General features: G+C 71.5%; 16 protein-coding genes. 6 read left to right on the forward strand and 10 right to left on the reverse strand.

Annotated features, from left to right (window positions below; all coding sequences use genetic code 11):
* Positions 1 to 13 precede the first annotated feature (13 nt).
* The gene (locus tag AC07F3_RS25995; RefSeq protein ID WP_479116841.1) at positions 14 to 622 is read right to left on the reverse strand and encodes a YceI family protein; all 609 of its coding nucleotides are present in this window, start codon (positions 620 to 622) and stop codon (positions 14 to 16) included.
* Between the two features lie 146 nt (positions 623 to 768).
* Entirely contained in the window at positions 769 to 2,100 is a 1,332-nt protein-coding gene (locus tag AC07F3_RS26000; protein WP_479116842.1) for a helix-turn-helix domain-containing protein, read from the reverse strand.
* Between the two features lie 112 nt (positions 2,101 to 2,212).
* Between AC07F3_RS26000 and AC07F3_RS26005 the strand changes: the two genes are divergently transcribed.
* Entirely contained in the window at positions 2,213 to 3,559 is a 1,347-nt protein-coding gene (locus AC07F3_RS26005) for a M64 family metallopeptidase (protein ID WP_479116843.1), read from the forward strand.
* A gap of 409 nt (positions 3,560 to 3,968) precedes the next feature.
* Here the strand turns inward: AC07F3_RS26005 and AC07F3_RS26010 are convergent, their stop codons facing one another.
* Entirely contained in the window at positions 3,969 to 5,030 is a 1,062-nt protein-coding gene (locus AC07F3_RS26010; protein ID WP_479116844.1) for a substrate-binding domain-containing protein, read from the reverse strand.
* A 248-nt stretch (positions 5,031 to 5,278) separates the two neighbouring features.
* Here AC07F3_RS26010 and AC07F3_RS26015 point away from each other — a divergent pair, with 248 nt between their 5' ends.
* The 5 genes from AC07F3_RS26015 (at position 5,279) to AC07F3_RS26035 (ending at position 11,223) form a co-directional block, all read left to right on the forward strand.
* On the forward strand, positions 5,279 to 7,669 hold the full coding sequence (locus AC07F3_RS26015) for a polysaccharide lyase 8 family protein (protein ID WP_479116845.1): 2,391 nt from the start codon (positions 5,279 to 5,281) through the stop codon (positions 7,667 to 7,669).
* Positions 7,670 to 7,869: 200 nt separating this feature from the next.
* Positions 7,870 to 9,453, forward strand: coding sequence for an acyl-CoA carboxylase subunit beta (locus AC07F3_RS26020; protein WP_479116846.1), 1,584 nt, complete (start codon positions 7,870 to 7,872; stop codon positions 9,451 to 9,453).
* 12 nt (positions 9,454 to 9,465) lie between these two features.
* Positions 9,466 to 9,678: an acyl-CoA carboxylase subunit epsilon gene (locus AC07F3_RS26025; protein ID WP_479116847.1), complete on the forward strand. Its 213-nt coding sequence runs from the start codon at positions 9,466 to 9,468 to the stop codon at positions 9,676 to 9,678.
* A 134-nt stretch (positions 9,679 to 9,812) separates the two neighbouring features.
* Positions 9,813 to 10,400 (forward strand): TetR/AcrR family transcriptional regulator, encoded by a 588-nt coding sequence (locus AC07F3_RS26030; RefSeq protein ID WP_479116848.1) that lies wholly within the window; start codon positions 9,813 to 9,815, stop codon positions 10,398 to 10,400.
* Positions 10,393 to 11,223, forward strand: coding sequence for an alpha/beta fold hydrolase (locus tag AC07F3_RS26035; protein ID WP_479116849.1), 831 nt, complete (start codon positions 10,393 to 10,395; stop codon positions 11,221 to 11,223). The genes AC07F3_RS26030 and AC07F3_RS26035 overlap by 8 nt, the downstream gene beginning before the upstream one ends.
* Positions 11,224 to 11,318: 95 nt before the next feature.
* Here the strand turns inward: AC07F3_RS26035 and AC07F3_RS26040 are convergent, their stop codons facing one another.
* The 7 genes from AC07F3_RS26040 to AC07F3_RS26070 form a co-directional block, all read right to left on the reverse strand.
* Entirely contained in the window at positions 11,319 to 11,900 is a 582-nt protein-coding gene (locus AC07F3_RS26040) for a GTP-binding protein (RefSeq protein ID WP_100577617.1), read from the reverse strand.
* The gene (locus AC07F3_RS26045) at positions 11,881 to 12,465 is read right to left on the reverse strand and encodes a DUF742 domain-containing protein (protein ID WP_469839643.1); all 585 of its coding nucleotides are present in this window, start codon (positions 12,463 to 12,465) and stop codon (positions 11,881 to 11,883) included. Before AC07F3_RS26045 ends, AC07F3_RS26040 begins: the two co-directional genes overlap by 20 nt.
* Before the next feature lie 111 nt (positions 12,466 to 12,576).
* Complete coding sequence (locus AC07F3_RS26050; protein ID WP_053725133.1) at positions 12,577 to 12,990, reverse strand: roadblock/LC7 domain-containing protein; 414 nt, start codon at positions 12,988 to 12,990, stop codon at positions 12,577 to 12,579.
* A 10-nt stretch (positions 12,991 to 13,000) separates the two neighbouring features.
* Positions 13,001 to 16,204: a nitrate- and nitrite sensing domain-containing protein gene (locus AC07F3_RS26055; RefSeq protein WP_479116851.1), complete on the reverse strand. Its 3,204-nt coding sequence runs from the start codon at positions 16,202 to 16,204 to the stop codon at positions 13,001 to 13,003.
* A gap of 356 nt (positions 16,205 to 16,560) precedes the next feature.
* The gene (locus AC07F3_RS26060; RefSeq protein ID WP_100577621.1) at positions 16,561 to 17,142 is read right to left on the reverse strand and encodes a GTP-binding protein; all 582 of its coding nucleotides are present in this window, start codon (positions 17,140 to 17,142) and stop codon (positions 16,561 to 16,563) included.
* Positions 17,123 to 17,530, reverse strand: a complete 408-nt coding sequence (locus tag AC07F3_RS26065) for a DUF742 domain-containing protein (protein ID WP_053727885.1) — start codon at positions 17,528 to 17,530, stop codon at positions 17,123 to 17,125. The genes AC07F3_RS26060 and AC07F3_RS26065 overlap by 20 nt, the downstream gene beginning before the upstream one ends.
* Before the next feature lie 177 nt (positions 17,531 to 17,707).
* Entirely contained in the window at positions 17,708 to 18,121 is a 414-nt protein-coding gene (locus AC07F3_RS26070; protein ID WP_053727886.1) for a roadblock/LC7 domain-containing protein, read from the reverse strand.
* Positions 18,122 to 18,127: the final 6 nt, after the last annotated feature.

An 18,127-nucleotide genomic window follows, 5' to 3' on the forward strand; every position in this document is an offset into this window, starting at 1 on the left:
GTACCCGCCGGGGTCACGCCGCCTTGATCGCGGAGATGTCGAAGGTGAGCTTCACCTTGTCGCTGACCATGACGCCGCCAGTCTCGAGCGCGGCGTTCCAGGTCAGGCCCCAGTCCGAGCGCAGGATCTCGGCGCCGCCCTCGAAGCCGACGCGCTGGTTGCCGTAGGGGTCGGTGGCCGTGCCGTTGAACTCCAGGTCGATGGCGAGCGGCCGGGTGACGTCCTTGATCGTCAGGTCGCCGATCATCCGGTACTTGTCGCCGCCGAGCGCCATGGCCTCGGTCGAGCGGAAGGTCATGGTGGGGAACTGCTCGGCGTCGAAGAAGTCGCCGCTGCGCAGGTGGGCGTCGCGGTCGGCGATGCCGGTGTCGACACTGGCGATCTTGACGTCGATCGTCGCGGCGGATGCGGCCGGGTTCGCGCCGTCGAGGGTCAGGGTGCCCTCGTGCTCGGCGAAGGAGCCGCGCACGTTGGTGACCATGGCGTGCCGGACCGTGAAGCCGATGCTGCTGTGCGCCGGGTCGATCGTGTACGTGCCGCTCAGCGCGGCCAGCGCCGGGTCGACCTCGACGGCGGCGGGCGTGGTGGCGGTGTCGGTGTTCTTGCGGCCGAAGAGACCCATGACCTGCTCCTTGGGGGACGCGCTCCGGCCGTACGCCGAAGCGGTTTAACTTTCAACGAGATTCACGGTAGACCTATTCCGTTCGGTTTTCAACTACTTCGATTCAGGTCGGTGCCCGAGCCCCGATGAGAACCCCGTCGGCGCTGTCAGGCGCGGGGCGGCAGCGGGGCCGGGCCCAGGGTCGTCGTGCCCGGGGCGGCGCGGTGGCCGAGTCCGGTGCGGTAGGCGTCCAGGGCGGCTTCGGTCCGACCCGTACGCCGCAGCAGGTCGCCGAGCAGCAGGCACAGGTCGGCCAGGTCGCCGCTGGCCCCGCTGTGCTCCAGGAGCCCGAGCGCGGTGACGTAGTGCTCCTCCGCGGCCTCGCTCTCGCCCCGCTCCTCGCGGATCAGGCCGAGCAGCCGGTGCGCGCCGCCCGCGTGCACGGCGCCGTGCTGGTCGCCGAGCTCGGTGAGCGGCGTCAGGAGCGCCATCGCCTCCTCGTGCCGCCCCCGCCGCCGCAGCACATCCGCCAGCTCCACCTCCACCTGCGCGGTGAACAGCGCGGCCCGCTTGGCCGCGAGCATGTCCCGCGCCGCGCGCAACTCCCGCTCGGCGAGCTCGAGTTCACCGTCCTGGGCGTACACGTAGCCGCGCATCCAGTGGCAGTGTGCGAGGTCGGTGCGCAGTCGCAGCTGGCGGTAGATCGACTGCGCCTTGGCGAGCGAGGCGTCCGCGTCGGCGAGCCGTCCCTCGGCCAGGAAGGTCCTGGCGACCTGGCGGTGCATCCCGGCGACCAGGGCGGGGTCCGAGACCTGCGGGGCCAGCGCGAGCGCGAGCTCGGCGGCGCGCGCCGCGCGGGCCTGGGCGCCCATGTCGAGATACGGGCCGATGACCGCGGCGTACAGGAGCACGAGCGCCTCCGGGTCGCCGAGTCCGCTGGTGCCCAGCTCGTCGATGGTCGACTCGAGGAGGTAGCAGGCGTACCGCAGCTCGCCCGCCAGGATGTGGGCGACCGCGCGGCCCCGGACCGCCCGCGCCCGGCGGGGCAGCGGCTCGGCGGCCAGGATCCGCTCGCTCGCCTCGAAGTGCCGGACCGCGTCCTCCAGTTCCCCGGTTTCCAGGGCGCAGTCGCCGAGGCCGAGGAGCGCCTCGGCGCGTTCCTCGTCGAGGTGGTGCAGCTCGGCCTCGGTGAGGAGCCGGCGGTAGCGGACGGCCGCCTCGTCGGCCTCGCCGGTCGCGAGCGCCCGCTGGGCGTCGGTGAGACCGAGCCGCAGCTCGGTGACGAGCCGCGCCGGGCGCCCGGTGGCCAGCTCCTCGTACGTCGTGCCCAGCCGCTCCGCGAGATGGCGAAGCGCCGCGTCGGACGGGCGGACCTTGCCGGACTCCAGCGTCGAGACATAGGCGGGGGTGTACGCGGGTTCCGCCAACTGGCGCTGTGTCAGGCCCAGTTGGGCGCGCAGTCGCTGAACTCGGCGGCCGATCACGGCAGGTTCATCCATGGCGTCCCCTTGGGTCCAGGGCATTGCGCACGCCCCGTGCGCCCCCTAATTTAAGCAGGCCGTTCAACGCGTTTACCCGATCGCTTAACTTCCGTTACAGGGAGAGGACTTCATGCGCTCACCCCTGCGCAGAGGCATCGTCACCGCCGCGCTCGCCACCGCGGTCGCGGCCGCGCTCACCGCGGCGCCCGGCGTCGCGGCCGCCGCCGATCCGGCGCCGCCGCCCCCGCGGGTCCAGGTCGAGATACCCGGCCCGGAGTCCGGCGCGGGGCAGACCCCCGCGGGCTCCGGCCACACCCTGGTCCCCGTGAGCGGGCGGGGCGCGCCCGCGCCGCACCTCTCGGCGTCCGCGGCCGCCGCCGACGGCCAGGTCACCAAGGTGATCGACAACGGCTCCACCGCGGACCGCCTGGACATCGTCGTGGTGGGCGACGGCTACACCGCCGACCAGCTGGACCAGTTCCACGCCGACGCCAAGGAGAAGTGGGGCGAGATCACCGGCGTCGAGCCGTACACGACCTACCAGAACCTCTTCAACGTCTGGACCGTGGACGCGGTCTCCGCGCAGAGCGGCGTCTCCGGCGACCCCGGGCAGGGGGACGTGAAGAACACCGCGCTCGGCTCCTACTTCTGGTGCGACGGCATCGAACGGCTGCTCTGCGTCGACCAGAACAAGGTCGACTCGTACGTGGCGAAGGCGCCCCAGGCCGACCTCGTCATCGTCCTCGCCAACAGCGCCAAGTACGGCGGGGCGGGCTACAACGAGCCGTCCAGGACGCTGGGTTACGAAGGCATATCCACCGCGTCCGCCCAGAACGCCAAGTCCGGCCAGGTCGCCATCCACGAGACCGGGCACTCGCTCGGCAAGCTGGCCGACGAGTACTCCTACCCGGGCACCCCGGGCTACGAGCACTACTCGGGACCCGAGGCCGAGCAGTCGAACATCTCAATCCTGACCGCCGACGAGATGGCCGCCGACCGCACCAAGTGGTACCGCTGGCTCGGCGAGACCTCGCCGGACGGGGGCACGGTCGGGGCGTACGAGGGCGGGGGCTACTACGTCACCGGGCTCAACCGGCCCACTGACGGCTCGATCATGCGCATCCTGGGCAAGCCGTTCAACCTGCCGGGGGTGGAGGCGATGATCGCGGGCTTCTACCGGCACGCGTCGATCGCGACGCCTGCCGTCTCCACGGCTCGTACGCTGCGGCCGTACGACACCGCGCGGGTGTCCGTGCCGCGGCTGGTCGGTGCTCGGCAGCTGACGGTGCGGTGGTATCTGGACGGGCGGGAGCTGCGGCGGTACGCGGGGTGGACGGCGGTGCCCGTGTGGGGGTTGGGGCTTGGGCGGGGTACTCATGACCTGACGGTCCGGGTCGCCGATCCGACGCCGTCCGTTCGGGATCCCCGGATCGCGGCGGGCCTGCGGGGCGAGACCCACTGGCAGGCCCACCGCTGACACCCCCCGCCGCGCCCCAGCCCGGGGCCCACCTGGGGCTCCGCCCCAGACCCCGGAGGGCCCCACCCCGCCCCTTCCCTAAACCCGCCGGGGGTTGAAGGGCTCCTGGGGGCTCCGCCCCCAGACCCCCGTTCGCGCCTGAACGGCGCTCGTCCTCAATCGCCGGACGGGCTGAAGATGCCCATGCCGACCAGCACGACCCTGCTAGGGGCGCGGGGAACTGCGCGACCAGCCACGCACGGTGGGCGGGCGAAGAGCCCACGGAGAGCGCCCGCACCCGCAGGGTGGCCCGCACCAGTGCTACCAAGGGGCGCGGGGAACTGCGCGAGAAGCGAGCACGGTCCGCGGGCGAAGGGGACCGCGGGGAGCCCGCACCCGCAGGGTGGCCCGCACCAGTACTGCCAAGGGGTCACGGAGTGGAGGCGCGGACTTTCAGTTCTGGGAGGATGGAGAGGTGGTGGCGCGGCCGCCCGGGGTCGGCGACGCGCAGGGCCAGGAGGTCCACCGCCGCCACCCCCACCGCCCGCTTCGGCGGTGCCACCGCCGTGAGCGGGATGTCGGCCAGCGCCGCGACCTCGTCGTCGTACGCCACGATCGCGAGGTCCCCCGGCACGGACAGGCCGCGGGCCCGCAGCCGGGGGAGCAGCACGATCGCGTCGTGGTCGTTGTGGACCAGGACCGCGTCCAGGAGCCCCGCCCCCACCGCCCCCGTGAACCCGTCGAGTTGGGCGTCCCGGCGCACCGGGTCGGCCTCCGGCGCCGTGATGGTGAAGCGCAGCGACCCCGGCGCGGGCAGGCCGAGCGAGGCGAGCCCGCCGAGGTAGCCCTCCTCGACCAGCGCGCTGTGCGGACTGTCCGCGCGCAGCAGCAGCCCGATCCGCTCGCGGCCGGAGCGGGCGAGGTGGCGTACGGCGAGCCGGGCGCCGTGGGCGTGGTCGGTCACCACCCGCTCCGCGCCCGGGACGTCGTCCCCGGAACGCCGCTCCACCAGGGCGAAGGGCACGCCGAGGCCCGCCAGCCAGTCCTGGTCTCCGGCCGGGCCGCAGGGCGCGATGAGCAGCCCGTCGATCCCGTGGCCGAGCAACTGGCGCACCTGGGCCCGCTCCTCGTCGAGGCGGTACTGCGAGATGCCGAGCACGAGCCGGATGCCGCGGGCGGCGGCCGCTTCCCTCGCACCCTTGATGACCTCGGGGTAGTAGTAGTCCGCCGCGGGCACGACGAGGCCGAAGACCAGGCCCGGACCGGGCGGTGCACCGGTCGGCCGGAGCGCGGAGGCGGCGGCCGACGCCGTCTCGGGAAGCAGCGCGCCGCCGTGCACCCGGGTCACCAGACCGCGTTCGGCGAGCGCCTCCACGTCCCGGCGCACGGTCACCGCGGAGACCTTCAACTCCTCGGCGAAGTCGGTCACTCGGAGCGAGCCGCGCTCGCGCAGCCTGCGCAGTATCGCCTGGTGCCTGTCCTCCGCGTGCACGTGAACCCGCCCCTCCCCACCGGCTCCCGCCGGGCGTCGTCAACCGCTGACCAGGAGCGTAACCCCCGTTGGATCGTTCGTGCACGATTCTGCGCGAACGATCAATTTCCTTGATGAATGTGCGAAGTATTGCGCGTTCTTTCGATGTCATGAGAGAAACCGCTCCATCGCGCCTCGCTCGTCCCCGGGCCCCGCGCCGCCCACCCGTGCCCCTCCTCGTTCGCTTTCGCTCCGGAGGTCCCGCCACCATGCCATCCGCCCAGGGCAGTTCACGCCGCACCTTCCTCGCCGCGTCCGGCACCGGCGCCGCCGCCGTCGCGCTCGGCCTCACGCTGAACACCGCACCGGCCGGGGCGTCCCAACCCGCCCCGGCCACCGACGAGTTCGACACCCTGCGGCTCCGGTGGCGCGAGCTCACGCTCGGCTCCGGCTTCGACGCGAGCGCCGAGCCCTACGCCACCAAACTGGCCGCGCTCGGCACGGCGGCCCGCGCCGCCCTCGCCACCATGGCACCCACGACCGGCTCGCTCTGGCCGGACCAGCCGCTGACCAACCCCGCCACCGGCTCCGCGAACATGAGCGCCAGTTACGGCCGGCTCAACACCATGGCCCAGGCCTGGGCGCAGCCGGGCACCGGATCCACCGGCGACGGCGCCCTGATCGCCGCGGTGGGCCGGGGGCTCGACCACCTCTACACCCAGATCTACAACGAGACCACCAAGCCCTTCGGCAACTGGTGGGACTGGCAGATCGGCAGCTCCCGCCTCCTCCTCGACACCGCCGTCATCGCCCACGACACCCTCACCGCGGAGCAGCTCGGCCACTACACCGCCGCGATCGACCACTTCGTCCCGGACAGCGCGGTCGCCATCTACAGCGGCACCTCCACCGGCGCCAACCGCACCGACCTCTGCCGGGTGCTCGCCACGCGCGGGGTGCTCGGCCGGAACGCCGCGAAGATCGCGCTGGCCCGGGACGCGCTGTCGCCCGTCTTCCCCTACGTCACCTCCGGCGACGGCCTGTACGCCGACGGATCGTTCATCCAGCACACCTGGATCGCGTACACCGGCTCCTACGGCGAGGTCCAGATCGACGGCCTGTCCCGGCTCTTCGCGCTGCTCGCCGGTTCCACCTGGGCGGTCACCGACCCGAACCGGCAGATCATCCTCGACTCCGTCGAGCGCAGCTACGCGCCTTTCATCCACGACGGCCTGATGATGGACTGCGTCAACGGCCGTGCGATCTCCCGCCAGACCACCGACGACCAGCTCATGGGCCGCACGATCATGGCCCACATCGCCATGCTGGCCCTCGGGGCCTCCGCCGCCGAACGCGACCGCTGGCGCGCGCTGATCAAGGGCTGGGTGGACCGCGCCCAGACCACCCCGGTCCTCACCGACCAGCGCCTCTCCGTCGCCAACCTCGCCCTGCTGCGGGCGGCCGTCGACGCCGCGCCCGCGGCCGCCCCCGCCCCCACCGGCCCGCACCTGTTCCCCGCCATGGACCGCGCGGTGCACCGGGGGACCCGCTTCGCCGCCTCCTTGAGCATGGCCTCCAGCCGGATCGCGTACTACGAGAACGGCAACGGCGAGAACCTGCACGGCTGGCACACCGGCTCCGGAATGCTCGCCTGGTGGGGCGACGGCTTCGCGGGCGACCAGTACAGCGACGGTTTCTGGCCCACCGCCGACCCGTACCGCATGCCCGGCACCACCGTCGCGCGCAAGCCGCTCGCCGACGGCGAAGGCGGGGCGTGGGGCGCGGCCAGACCCGCCGTGACCTGGGTGGGCGGCGCGAGCGACGGTACGTACGCCGCCGTCGGCCAGCACCTCAAGGGGCTCTCCTCCACCCTCGCCGCCCGCAAGTCGTGGTTCTTCGTGGGCGACGAGATCGTCTGCCTGGGCGCCGGGATCACCGCCGCCGACCACGTCCCCGTCGAGACCGTCGTCGACCAGCGCAACCTCGGCGCCACCGGCACCAACGCCCTCACCGTCGACGGCCGCCGCCTGCCCACCACCCTCGGCCGACACGACACCTTCCCGCGGGCCCGCTGGGCGCACCTCGCCGGCCACGGCGGCTACGTCTTCCCCGGCGGCGCCCCCGTACAGGCGCTGCGCGAGGAGCGCACCGGCACCTGGAAGGCCATCAACACCGGGGGCACCGCCGACCCGGTCACCCGCCGCTACCTCACGCTCTGGTTCGACCACGGCACCGACCCCGCCGACGCCTCGTACGCCTACGTCCTGCTGCCAGGGGCCCGGCAGCTGGAGACCGCGGGCCGCGCCGCCGACCGCGACCAGGTGCGCATCCGCGCCAACTCGGCCTCTCTGCACGCCATTTCGGCACCCCGCATCGGACTCCTCGCCGCCAATTTCTGGACGGCGGGCGCGGTGGACGGTCTGAGCGCCGACGGCCCGGCGAGCGTCCTGGTCCGCACGGCACCCCACACGGCGACCCTGTCGCTCGCCGCCCCCGAGCGCACCGGCGCTCCGGTCGAGGTGACCTGGGAGCGGCCGGTACGCTCGGTGGCCTCGCGGGACCCGGGGGTGGAGGTTCTCGCCACCGGCAGCTCGCTGCGGCTGCGCTTCTCGCCGGGCACCGCCTGCCGCACGCTGCGTACGGAACTCGTCCTCGGCTGACGCGGGGCTGACAGAGCGCTGTCGCCCGGTCGACGGCACGTTCCCGCGGTCGTTGTCGAGACCCCACAGATCTCGGGCCCTCTGAGCTGTCGAGTCGGGCTGTTGGTGCAGTTCTACTGTCAGCCCCCACTAGGAAAGCGGTCCCGAGACTGTGCAGAGTCGACGGAGGAAATCCTTGGTCGCTTTCGTAGGGTCGATACATGACCGTTGTGGACGAGACCCCGGGTGAGCCGAGCGATACGCGTGGACGTGTGGCAGAACTTCTTGCCCTGCGCGCGGAAGCGCGTCGTGGACCGAGTGAGCGTGCGACCGAGGCGCAGCACGCGAAGGGCAAGCTGACCGCGCGCGAGCGCATCGACCTGCTGCTCGACGCGTACTCGTTCCACGAGGTGGAGCAGTTGCGTCGGCACCGGGCGGTGGGTTTCGGCCTGGAGGCGAAGAAGCCGTACACGGACGGTGTGGTCACCGGCTGGGGCACGGTGGAGGGCCGCACGGTCTTCGTGTACGCCCACGACTTCCGGATCTTCGGCGGCGCGCTGGGCGAGGCGCACGCCACGAAGATCCACAAGATCATGGACATGGCCATCGCGGCCGGTGCTCCGCTGGTCTCCCTGAACGACGGCGCGGGCGCCCGCATCCAGGAGGGCGTCTCGGCGCTCGCCGGATACGGCGGCATCTTCCAGCGCAACACCAGGGCGTCGGGGGTGATCCCGCAGATCTCGGTGATGCTGGGCCCGTGCGCGGGCGGCGCCGCCTACAGCCCGGCGCTTACGGACTTCGTCTTCATGGTCCGGGAAACCTCGCAGATGTTCATCACCGGCCCCGACGTGGTCCGCGCGGTGACGGGCGAGGAGATCTCGCAGAACGGGCTCGGCGGCGCGGACGTGCACGCCGAGACCTCGGGCGTCGCGCACTTCGCGTACGACGACGAGGAGACGTGCCTGGCCGAGGTCCGCTACCTGATCTCGATGCTGCCGTCGAACAACCGGGAGAACCCGCCGGTCCACCCGAGCGACGACCCGGCCGACCGCCGCTCGGAGACCCTCCTCGATCTCGTTCCGGCGGACGGCAACCGCCCCTACGACATGCACAAGGTGATCGAGGAGCTCGTCGACGACGGCGACTTCCTCGAGGTCCACGAGCGGTGGGCGCGGAACATCATCTGCGCGCTGGCCCGTCTGGACGGCCAGGTCGTCGGCATAGTGGCGAACCAGCCGCAGTCGCTGGCGGGCGTGCTGGACATCGAGGCGTCGGAGAAGGCGGCCCGCTTCGTCCAGATGTGCGACGCGTTCAACATCCCGATCGTCACTCTGTTGGACGTCCCCGGGTTCCTGCCGGGCGTGGCCCAGGAGCACGGTGGGATCATCCGGCACGGCGCGAAGCTCCTGTACGCGTACTGCAACGCGACGGTGCCGCGGATCTCGCTGATCCTGCGCAAGGCCTATGGCGGTGCCTACATCGTCATGGACTCCCAGTCCATCGGCGCCGACCTCACCTACGCCTGGCCCACCAACGAGATCGCGGTGATGGGCGCCGAGGGCGCCGCCAACGTCATCTTCCGTCGGCAGATCGCGGACGCCGAGGACCCGGAGGCGATGCGGGCCCGGATGGTCAAGGAGTACAAGGCCGAGCTGATGCACCCGTACTACGCCGCCGAGCGGGGTCTGGTCGACGACGTCATCGACCCCGCCGAGACCCGGTCCGTCCTGATCGCCTCCCTGGCGATGCTCCGCACCAAGCACGCAGACCTGCCGTCCCGCAAGCACGGCAACCCGCCTCAGTAAGAGGAGACGAACTTGAGCACCCCGAATTCCACCTCGTCCGAGTCCCTGCTCCGCGTGGAGAAGGGCGACGCCGCCCCCGAGGAGCTGGCCGCGATCACCGCGGTCCTGCTGGCCCGGGCCGCCGCCCAGCCCGCACCCGCCGCCAAGCGCGGCCGCTCCACCGCGGGCTGGCGCCGCCTGGAGCGCACCCCCGGCTTCCGCGCCCCCCACTCCTGGCAGGGCTGATCCCGCCCAGGATCGCCCCGTGAAGAGCCCCCGCCCCTACCGGCGGGGGCTCTTCGCTGTTCAGGGGCATGATGCCTATGTATATTAGGCGTTAACCTAGAGGGGCTAGGTTCTGTGGTGCGGAGGTGACGCGGATGGCCCGAGCGGGGCTGACGGCCGAGCGGCTCACTGTGGCGGCCGCCGAGCTGGCGGACGAGGTCGGGTTCGAGGGCATCACGCTGTCCGCGCTCGCCCGGCGCTTCGCGGTCAAGGACGCGAGCCTGTACTCGCACGTCAAGAACCTCCGCGAGCTGCGCCAGCGGGTCGCGCTGTACACGGCGGGGGAGTTCATCGACTCCATCGCGGCGGCCGTCGCGGGCCGGGCCGGCAAGGACGCCCTGGTGGCCTTCGCGGACGCCTACCGCGGCTACGCGCTGGCCCACCCCGGCCGGTACGCCGCCACCCAGCTCCGGGTCGACCCCGAACTCGCGGCCGGCTCGACCGTCATGGCGCGCACCGCGGACACGACGTACGGCATGCTCCGCGCCTACGGCCTCACCGAACCCGACCTCACCGATGCCGTACGCCTGCTGCGCAGCACCTTCCACGGCTACATCACCCTCGAAGCGGAGGGCGGATTCGGCCACCCCCGCGAGGTGCGCAGGTCGTGGGAGCGCGGGGTCGAGGCGCTGCACATCGCGCTGGAGCACTGGCCCCGGAGCGAGGAGAAGAACGATGACTGAACCCGCCGTCGCCACCCTGAAGGTGCCCGGGGCGACGCTGCGCCACGAGGTGCGCGGCTCCGGGCCCGTCCTGCTGCTCATCCCGGGCGGCGGCGGGGACGCCGGGATCTTCGAACCGGTCGCCGACGCGCTCGCCGACCGCTTCACCGTGGTGACCTACGACCCGCGCGGCCACTCCCGCAGCCCGCTCGACGGGCCGGAGGCGGACCAGCGCGTCGAGGAGCAGGCCGACGACGCGTACCGGCTGCTCGACCACGTCGCGCCCGACGGCGCGCCCGCCTACGTCTTCGGCACCAGCTCGGGCGCCATCGTCGCGGTGGAACTGCTCATCCGGCACCCGGAACGCCTCGCGCGGGTGGTCGCGCACGAGCCGGTCCTCGTCGACCTGCTGCCCGACGCGGCCGAGCAGCACGCCTTCTTCGCCTCGGTCGTCGCGACCTACCACCGCGCGGGGGTCGCGGCGGCGATGGCCGAGATGGGTGCGGGGTGCGGCGAGGAGCGGGGTGAGAAGCCGGACCTCTCCGGGCTCTCGCCGCGGATGACCGAGACGTTCGGGCGGGTGGCCGGCAACGCGGCGTTCTTCCTGGGGCGGATCCTGGGCCCGTTCAGCGGCCATGCGCCGGACCTCGCCCAACTCGACGCACACGCGGGCAAGTTGGTGCCCGCGGCGGGGTGGGCGTCGCACGGATTGCGGCTGTACCGGCCGGCCGCGAAGCTCGCGGAGCGGTACGGGACCGAGCTCGCGGAGTTCCCCGGCGGGCACGTGGGAGTGGTGACGCACCCTGCCCAATTCGCCCTGAAACTGGGCGAGTTGCTGGGCTGAGCGGGCCTGGCCGGAATGCGCCCGCATAACGACGAAGGCCCCGGGTTCCCTGGAGGGAACGCGGGGCCTTCTCGTCTGTCGCCGTACCAGCCGTACTACCGGAGTCGGGCCATGAGGGCGTGTTCGACGAGGGTGATGAGGGCGCTCTTGGCGTCGGCGCGGTGGCGGGCGTCGGTGACGATGATCGGGGTGTCGGGTCCGATCTGGAGGGCTTCGCGTACTTCGTCGGGGGTGTAGGGCTGGTGTCCGTCGAAGCCGTTGAGGGCGATGACGAAGGGGAGGCCGCTGTTCTCGAAGTAGTCGACGGCGGGGAAGCAGTCGGCGAGGCGGCGGGTGTCGACGAGGACGACGGCGCCGATGGCGCCGCGTACGAGGTCGTCCCACATGAACCAGAAGCGGTCCTGGCCGGGGGTGCCGAACAGGTACAGGATCAGGTCCTGGTCGAGGGTGATGCGGCCGAAGTCCATCGCCACGGTCGTCGTGGTCTTGTCACCCGTGTGCGTGAGGTCGTCGATGCCTGCCGACGCCGAGGTCATCACGGCTTCCGTACGCAGCGGGTTGATCTCCGAGACCGCGCCGACGAACGTGGTCTTGCCCACGCCGAAACCGCCCGCCACCACGATCTTCGCGGAAGTAGTGGAGCGGGCAGCACCGCCGCTAGAGCTTGCGAAGTCCACTGAGCACCCTTTCGAGCAGTGTCACGTCTGGCTGTCCGCCGGCGGACTCGTCGCCGCCGGGCTGGTGGATGGCGACAAGTCCGGCCTCCGCCAGGTCGGCGACGAGGATCCGGGCAACGCCGAGGGGGATGGAGAGGAGTGCCGAGATCTCGGCGACCGACTTGATCTCGCGGCACAGGTGGCAGATCCGCTGGTGCTCGGGCAACTGCCCTTGCAGCCTTGCCGGTTCCGCCGTGGTGTGCACCAGCGCCTCGATGGCGAGCTGGTAGCGCGGCCGGGTGCGGCCGCCGGTCATGGCGTACGGCCGCACAAGGGGGTTGTGCGCGCCGCCCGCCGGGGAAGGCTGGGGGGTCTGCCTCGGCTGCACCGGTTCGATCCGGGGCTGCGGCGGCTGGTCGTACGGGCTCGGCTGACGGTTCGGCTGCTGGTAGGGCCCCTGGTACTGGCCGCCCTGTCCCTGACCGTGTCTGCTCGGCGTGGAGGGGAAGTTGAAGCGGTTCTGCCCGTGCTCACCCGGAGACTGCTGTCCACCGCTGTAAGGGTGCCCGCCTGGGGGTGTTGTCACGTTTCCTCCTCCGACTACCGGTGCCCGTCCCATTGGGGCCGCGCCACCGCACCTTATGGGGCGGTGGCGAGAAACGCACGGCCTGTCTGCTGATTGAGAACTGATCGGTAACTAGTTAAGAAGGCTTCCCTGAAGTTCCGCGCGCAGGTCGGGAGTCAGCACGCTCCCGGCACGGTCCACGAGCAGGGCCATCTCGTAACCCACCAGGCCGATGTCGGCCTCCGGGTGCGCGAGGACGGCGAGGGAGGAACCGTCGGAGACCGACATGATGAAGAGGAAGCCGCGCTCCATCTCCACCACCGTCTGGTTGACGGCACCGCCTTCGAAGATCCGGGAGGCGCCCGCGGTGAGGGACGTCAGGCCGGAGGCCACGGCCGCCAGCTGATCGGCCCGGTCCCGGGGGAAGCCTTCGGACATCGCCAGCAGGAGTCCGTCGGCGGAGACCACCACCGTGTGGGACACCCCGGGGGTGTTGTCCACGAAGTTGGTGATCAACCAGTTCAGATTCTGCGCCGCCTGGCTCATCGGGCTCACACTAACGCTCCTGGTTGTAGGTGTTACTTGTGTCCGACCCCGCGTTACGGCCCTGCTGGACACCGCGGCGCAGGTTGCTCAACCTGCCGCGCACGTCCTCCGGAGCGCGGGAGACCTGGGGGCCGCCCTGCGGGGTCTGCTCGGCCGCGCCCTCGACCAGATTGGCCTTGGGCACCCGCCGGGGGAGACCGGAGGGAGTGACCCCGCCGGCCTTGGGCTCACGGAGCTTCTCGGCCCGCGTCCAGCGCTCGTCATTGGTCGAGCGCCAGTCGCCTGCCGGTCCGTCCGGAGTCGCGGACTGCTCCTGCTCGGGCTCGGCCGGCCGGCTCTGCTGGCTGCCGCGCCGCGGCAGACCCGCGTCGGTCAGCCCGTGACCGTTGGTCGGGGTGGGGCCCGGACGGTCGAAGCCTACGCGGTCCGCGGCGCCCTCGGGAACGCCCCGGGACTCCTCGACGGATTCCGCTTCCGGCTGGAAGGGGGCCGCGTACGGCTCCTGGTAGGCGTTCTCCTGCTGCCAATCGCCTTGCGGCGCCTGGGTGGCGTACGGGGCCTCGTAAGGGCCCTGGTCGGCCGTGGGGCCCCCGTAGGAGCCTTCCGCATAGCCGGACTCCTGGTAGCCGTTCTGGGGCGCGTAGGAGTCCTGCGCGTAGGCACCGGTGTGCTCGGGGGCGTACTGCTGGTTCTGGTACGAGCCGTCGTAGCCGCCGCCCGCTTGCTGAGGCTCGTAGGAGCCCTCGTAGGACTGCTCCTGCGTGGCGTACTGCTGCTGGCCCTCGTACGAGCCGTCGTACGCCGGGGACTGCTGGGGCTCCAACTCGTCCCGGAACAGCGGGCGTTCGCCGCCGTGCGCCTGGGCCTCCAGGGCCGCGCGGCGCTCCTCGCGCATCAACGACCGGTTGACCGGGTCGAGTTCGCGCGGGTCGGACGGGTCGGCGCTCTCGTACCGCGAGTCGTCGAAGCCGAGCTCGGCCGCCGTCCGCATCGGGGCGGGAGCGGCCTCGTACGCCTGCTGCTTGTGCTGTTCGGGGATGATCGAGGACACCGTGAAGTCGTCGCCCAGCGGGGCGCTCTCGCCACCGCCACCGTGGGTGATCGGGTCCGGGAGCATGACCAGGGACGTGGTGCCGGCCTGCTCGCCCGAGGGGCGCAGCTGGACGCGGATGCCGTGCCGGTCGGACAGCCGGCCGACCACGAACAGGCCCATGCGCTGGGAGACGGCGGCGTCCACGGTCGGCGGGTTGGCCAGGCGGTGGTTGATGTCCGCGAAGTCCTCGGCGGTCAGGCCGATGCCCTTGTCGTGGATCTCGATCATCACGCGGCCGTCGGGGAGACGGGTCGCGGTGACGCGGACCTTGGTCTGCGGCGAGGAGAACGTGGTGGCGTTCTCCAGGAGCTCGGCGAGCAGGTGCACGAGGTCGGTCACGGCGCGGCCGTGGATCTCGGCCTCCGGGACGCCGGACAGCTCGATGCGCTCGTAGGACTCCACCTCGGAGGAGGCGGCGCGCAGCACGTCGACCAGCGGGACCGGCTGGTCCCAGCGGCGGCCCGGCTCCTCGCCCGCGAGGACCAGGAGGTTCTCGCCGTTGCGGCGCATGCGGGTCGCGAGGTGGTCCAGCTTGAAGAGGCTCTCCAGCTGGTCCGGGTCGGCCTCGTTGTTCTCCAGGTCGGTGATGAGGGTCAGCTGGCCCTCGATCAGGGACTGGTTGCGGCGCGAGAGGTTGGTGAAGATCGCGTTGACGTTGCCCCGCAGGAGGGCCTGCTCGGCGGCGAGCCGGACCGCCTCGCGGTGCACCTGGTCGAAGGCGCGGGCGACCTCGCCGATCTCGTCCGTGGAGTCGATCGGGATCGGCTCGACCCGGGTGTCGACCCGGCCGGGCTCGGTGCGCGAGAGCTGGTCGACGAGCATCGGCAGGCGCTGCTCGGCCACGTCGAAGGCGGCGTTGCGCAGCCGGCGCATCGAGCGGCTCATCTGGCGGGCCACCATGCCGGCCAGGATGAAGGCGGCGAGCAGGGCGACCACGACGATCGCGCCGTTGATGTACGCGGTGGTCTTGGCGTCGTCGGCGATCTGGCCGGCCTCGGTCACGGCCCGGCTCACGAGCTCGTCCTCGACCTCGCTGTAGCCGTCGAACTTCGAGGTGGCCGCGGCCATCCAGGACTCGGGCGTGATGCCCTGGGCCTTGAGCTGCTTGGCCGTCTGGCCCTCGCCGATCGCTGCGGCCATGCCGTTGTAGATCGAGCCGTCGGCGGCCGGGGCGGCACCGATGTGCGGGCCGTTGTCCGCCTGCTGCTTGGCTCCCGGGAAGTCCTGGGCGACCTTCGCGGCCTTGGTGGCCATGACCTCCTTGAGGTGCTGGCTGTCGGCGTCCGTACCACCGGCGTCGAACTCGCCGAGGGCGATGAACTCCAGGTAGTTGTACGAGTTGAACGCCTTGACCTGCATCTGGAAGGTCTTGGGGTCGTCGCTCGGCCGCAGCAGGAGGTGCAGGCCGATGGAGCGCTGGAGCGACTCCGCGGACTTGGCGAGGTCGACCGCGTACACCATGCGGCCGTAGCTGGTGATGTTGCCGGTGCCCAGGCCGAGCTCGTTGGAGAACGTGCTCAGGTAGTGCGGGATCGCGGTGTAGCCCTCTTCGGTCAGCACCGGGTTCTTGGCCTCGACGCCCTTGGCGTACGCGGTCTTGCGCAGGTCGTCGAGGGTCTTCTCGGCGTCGCGGACCTTGGCCAGGCGGCGCTTGAGGCTCGGGGTGTCCGGCATGCCCTTGACGGCGTCGTCGAACTTGGCGCGGGCCGCGTCCGAGGTCGCGTACGCCTTGCTGACGTCGTCGCTGTCGCGCTTGTTCTGGAGCAGCGGCTGAGCGGTGAGGTCACGCTCGTTGAGCAGCGCCTGGCCGTAGTCGGAGGCGGCGCGCACGATGTTCGCGACCTTCTCCGCGTTGCGGGCGTCGCGCCAGGTGGCTATGGACCCCTTCACCTCGAAGCCGCCCATGACGAGGCCGACGAGCACGGGGATGAGGAGGATCGCGTTCAGCCGGGTGGCCACGCGCCAGTTGCGCGGGGAGAAGCGGCTGCTGCTGCCCGGGGTGTCCTTGCCGGGATCCGGGGCAGAGGTCTGGGGCGCGGGCTGTGCCACCGCCGTGCGCTGCGGCGGGGTGAAGTTGCCCCGCGCCTGCTGCGTCGCGGAGCTCGTCCTGCTTCGCTTCACTCGACCAACAACCTCTCGGAGCCGGCACCCGTGGGGCGTGCCGCTGTGTGTTTCAGAGCCGTACTTCTCGGGGCCGTACTACTCGGGAGTTCGTCGAATTCCAGCACGTGGGACGGCCGCCATCCAAACGTCTGGAATCTGCGGTTCCGAGTGGCCAAAGCCTCAGATAAAACGGGCATAAAGAGCGAGCCCCGCCAAATGGCGGGGCTGATGTGAGCGCAGCGACACCGAATGAACGCGGCGGGTTGCGGTGACACGAGAATTCTCTGTCGAAACGTTATGAACACAGGGGCGGATCGTGTCAAAGGACACAGTCCGCCCCCGTTTCGCCTACGACAACTGCCGTATGGCACCGCCTACTTGAGTCGGGCCATGAGGGCGTGTTCGACGAGGGTGATGAGGGCGCTCTTGGCGTCGGCGCGGTGGCGGGCGTCGGTGACGATGATCGGGGTGTCGGGTCCGATCTGGAGGGCTTCGCGTACTTCGTCGGGGGTGTAGGGCTGGTGTCCGTCGAAGCCGTTGAGGGCGATGACGAAGGGGAGGCCGCTGTTCTCGAAGTAGTCGACGGCGGGGAAGCAGTCGGCGAGGCGGCGGGTGTCGACGAGGACGACGGCGCCGATGGCGCCGCGTACGAGGTCGTCCCACATGAACCAGAAGCGGTCCTGGCCGGGGGTGCCGAACAGGTACAGGATCAGGTCCTGGTCGAGGGTGATGCGGCCGAAGTCCATGGCGACCGTGGTGGTCGTCTTGTCCCCGGTGTGGGTCAGGTCGTCGATGCCCGCGCTCGCGGACGTCATCACGGCCTCGGTGCGCAGCGGGTTGATCTCCGAGACCGCGCCGACGAACGTGGTCTTGCCCACGCCGAATCCGCCCGCCACCACGATCTTCGCCGACGTGGTGGAGCGGGCGGCGCCGCCGCTAGAGCTTGCGAAGTCCACTGAGCACCCTCTCGAGCAGCGTTACGTCCGGCGTGCCGCCGGTCTCTCCATTGCCCGGCTGGTGGATCGCCACCATGCCGGCCTCCGCCAGGTCGGCGACGAGGATCCGGGCGACACCGAGCGGCATCTGGAGCAGCGCGGAGACCTCCGCCACCGACTTGACCTCACGGCAGAGGTGGCAGATCCGCTGGTGCTCGGGAAGAAGCGTGGCAAGGTGCGCCGGGTCTGCGGTGGTGCTGACCAGCGCCTCGATGGCGAGCTGGTAGCGCGGCCTGGTCCGGCCGCCGGTCATGGCGTACGGACGGACCAGCGGCTGGTCGCCTTCACCGTCGTACGCCGCGTCGTGCAGCGCGCCGTACGAATCGTGTGAGGCGGGTGGCGGGGTCATTGGTTCCTCCGGGCGGGGACAGCAAGCCATCTGCAAGCCGTCGGGCAGGGCCGGTGGGGGGAGTGGTGCGGCCGGGACGGATATCTGCAACGTGCGGGGGCCGTCCGCGCCGGAGGGGGCGGCGCCGGTGGCTCCCGACCCCCGGCCTCGCGAGCGGCTCGGCCGGGGGGTTTGCGGTCAGTGGAGCAGGCTGCCCTGGAGCTCGGCGCGCAGGTCCGGCGTGAGGACGGTGCCTGCGCGGTCGACCAGGAGGGCCATCTCGTAGCCCACCAGGCCGATGTCGCACTCCGGGTGCGCGAGCACGGCCAAAGAGGAACCGTCGGACACGGACATCAGGAAGAGGAAGCCGCGCTCCATCTCCACCACGGTCTGGGCGACGCTGCCGCCCTCGAAGATCCGGGAGGCCCCCGCGGTCAGCGAGGTCAGCCCCGACGCCACGGCGGCCAGCTGGTCGGCGCGGTCGCGCGGGAAGCCTTCGGACATGGCGAGGAGCAGGCCGTCGGCGGAGACCACCACCGTGTGGGACACCCCGGGGGTGTTGTCCACAAAGTTGGTGATCAACCAGTTCAGGTTCTGTGCCGCCTGGCTCATCGGACT

This window comes from Streptomyces sp. NPDC045846 (assembly GCF_056431605.1).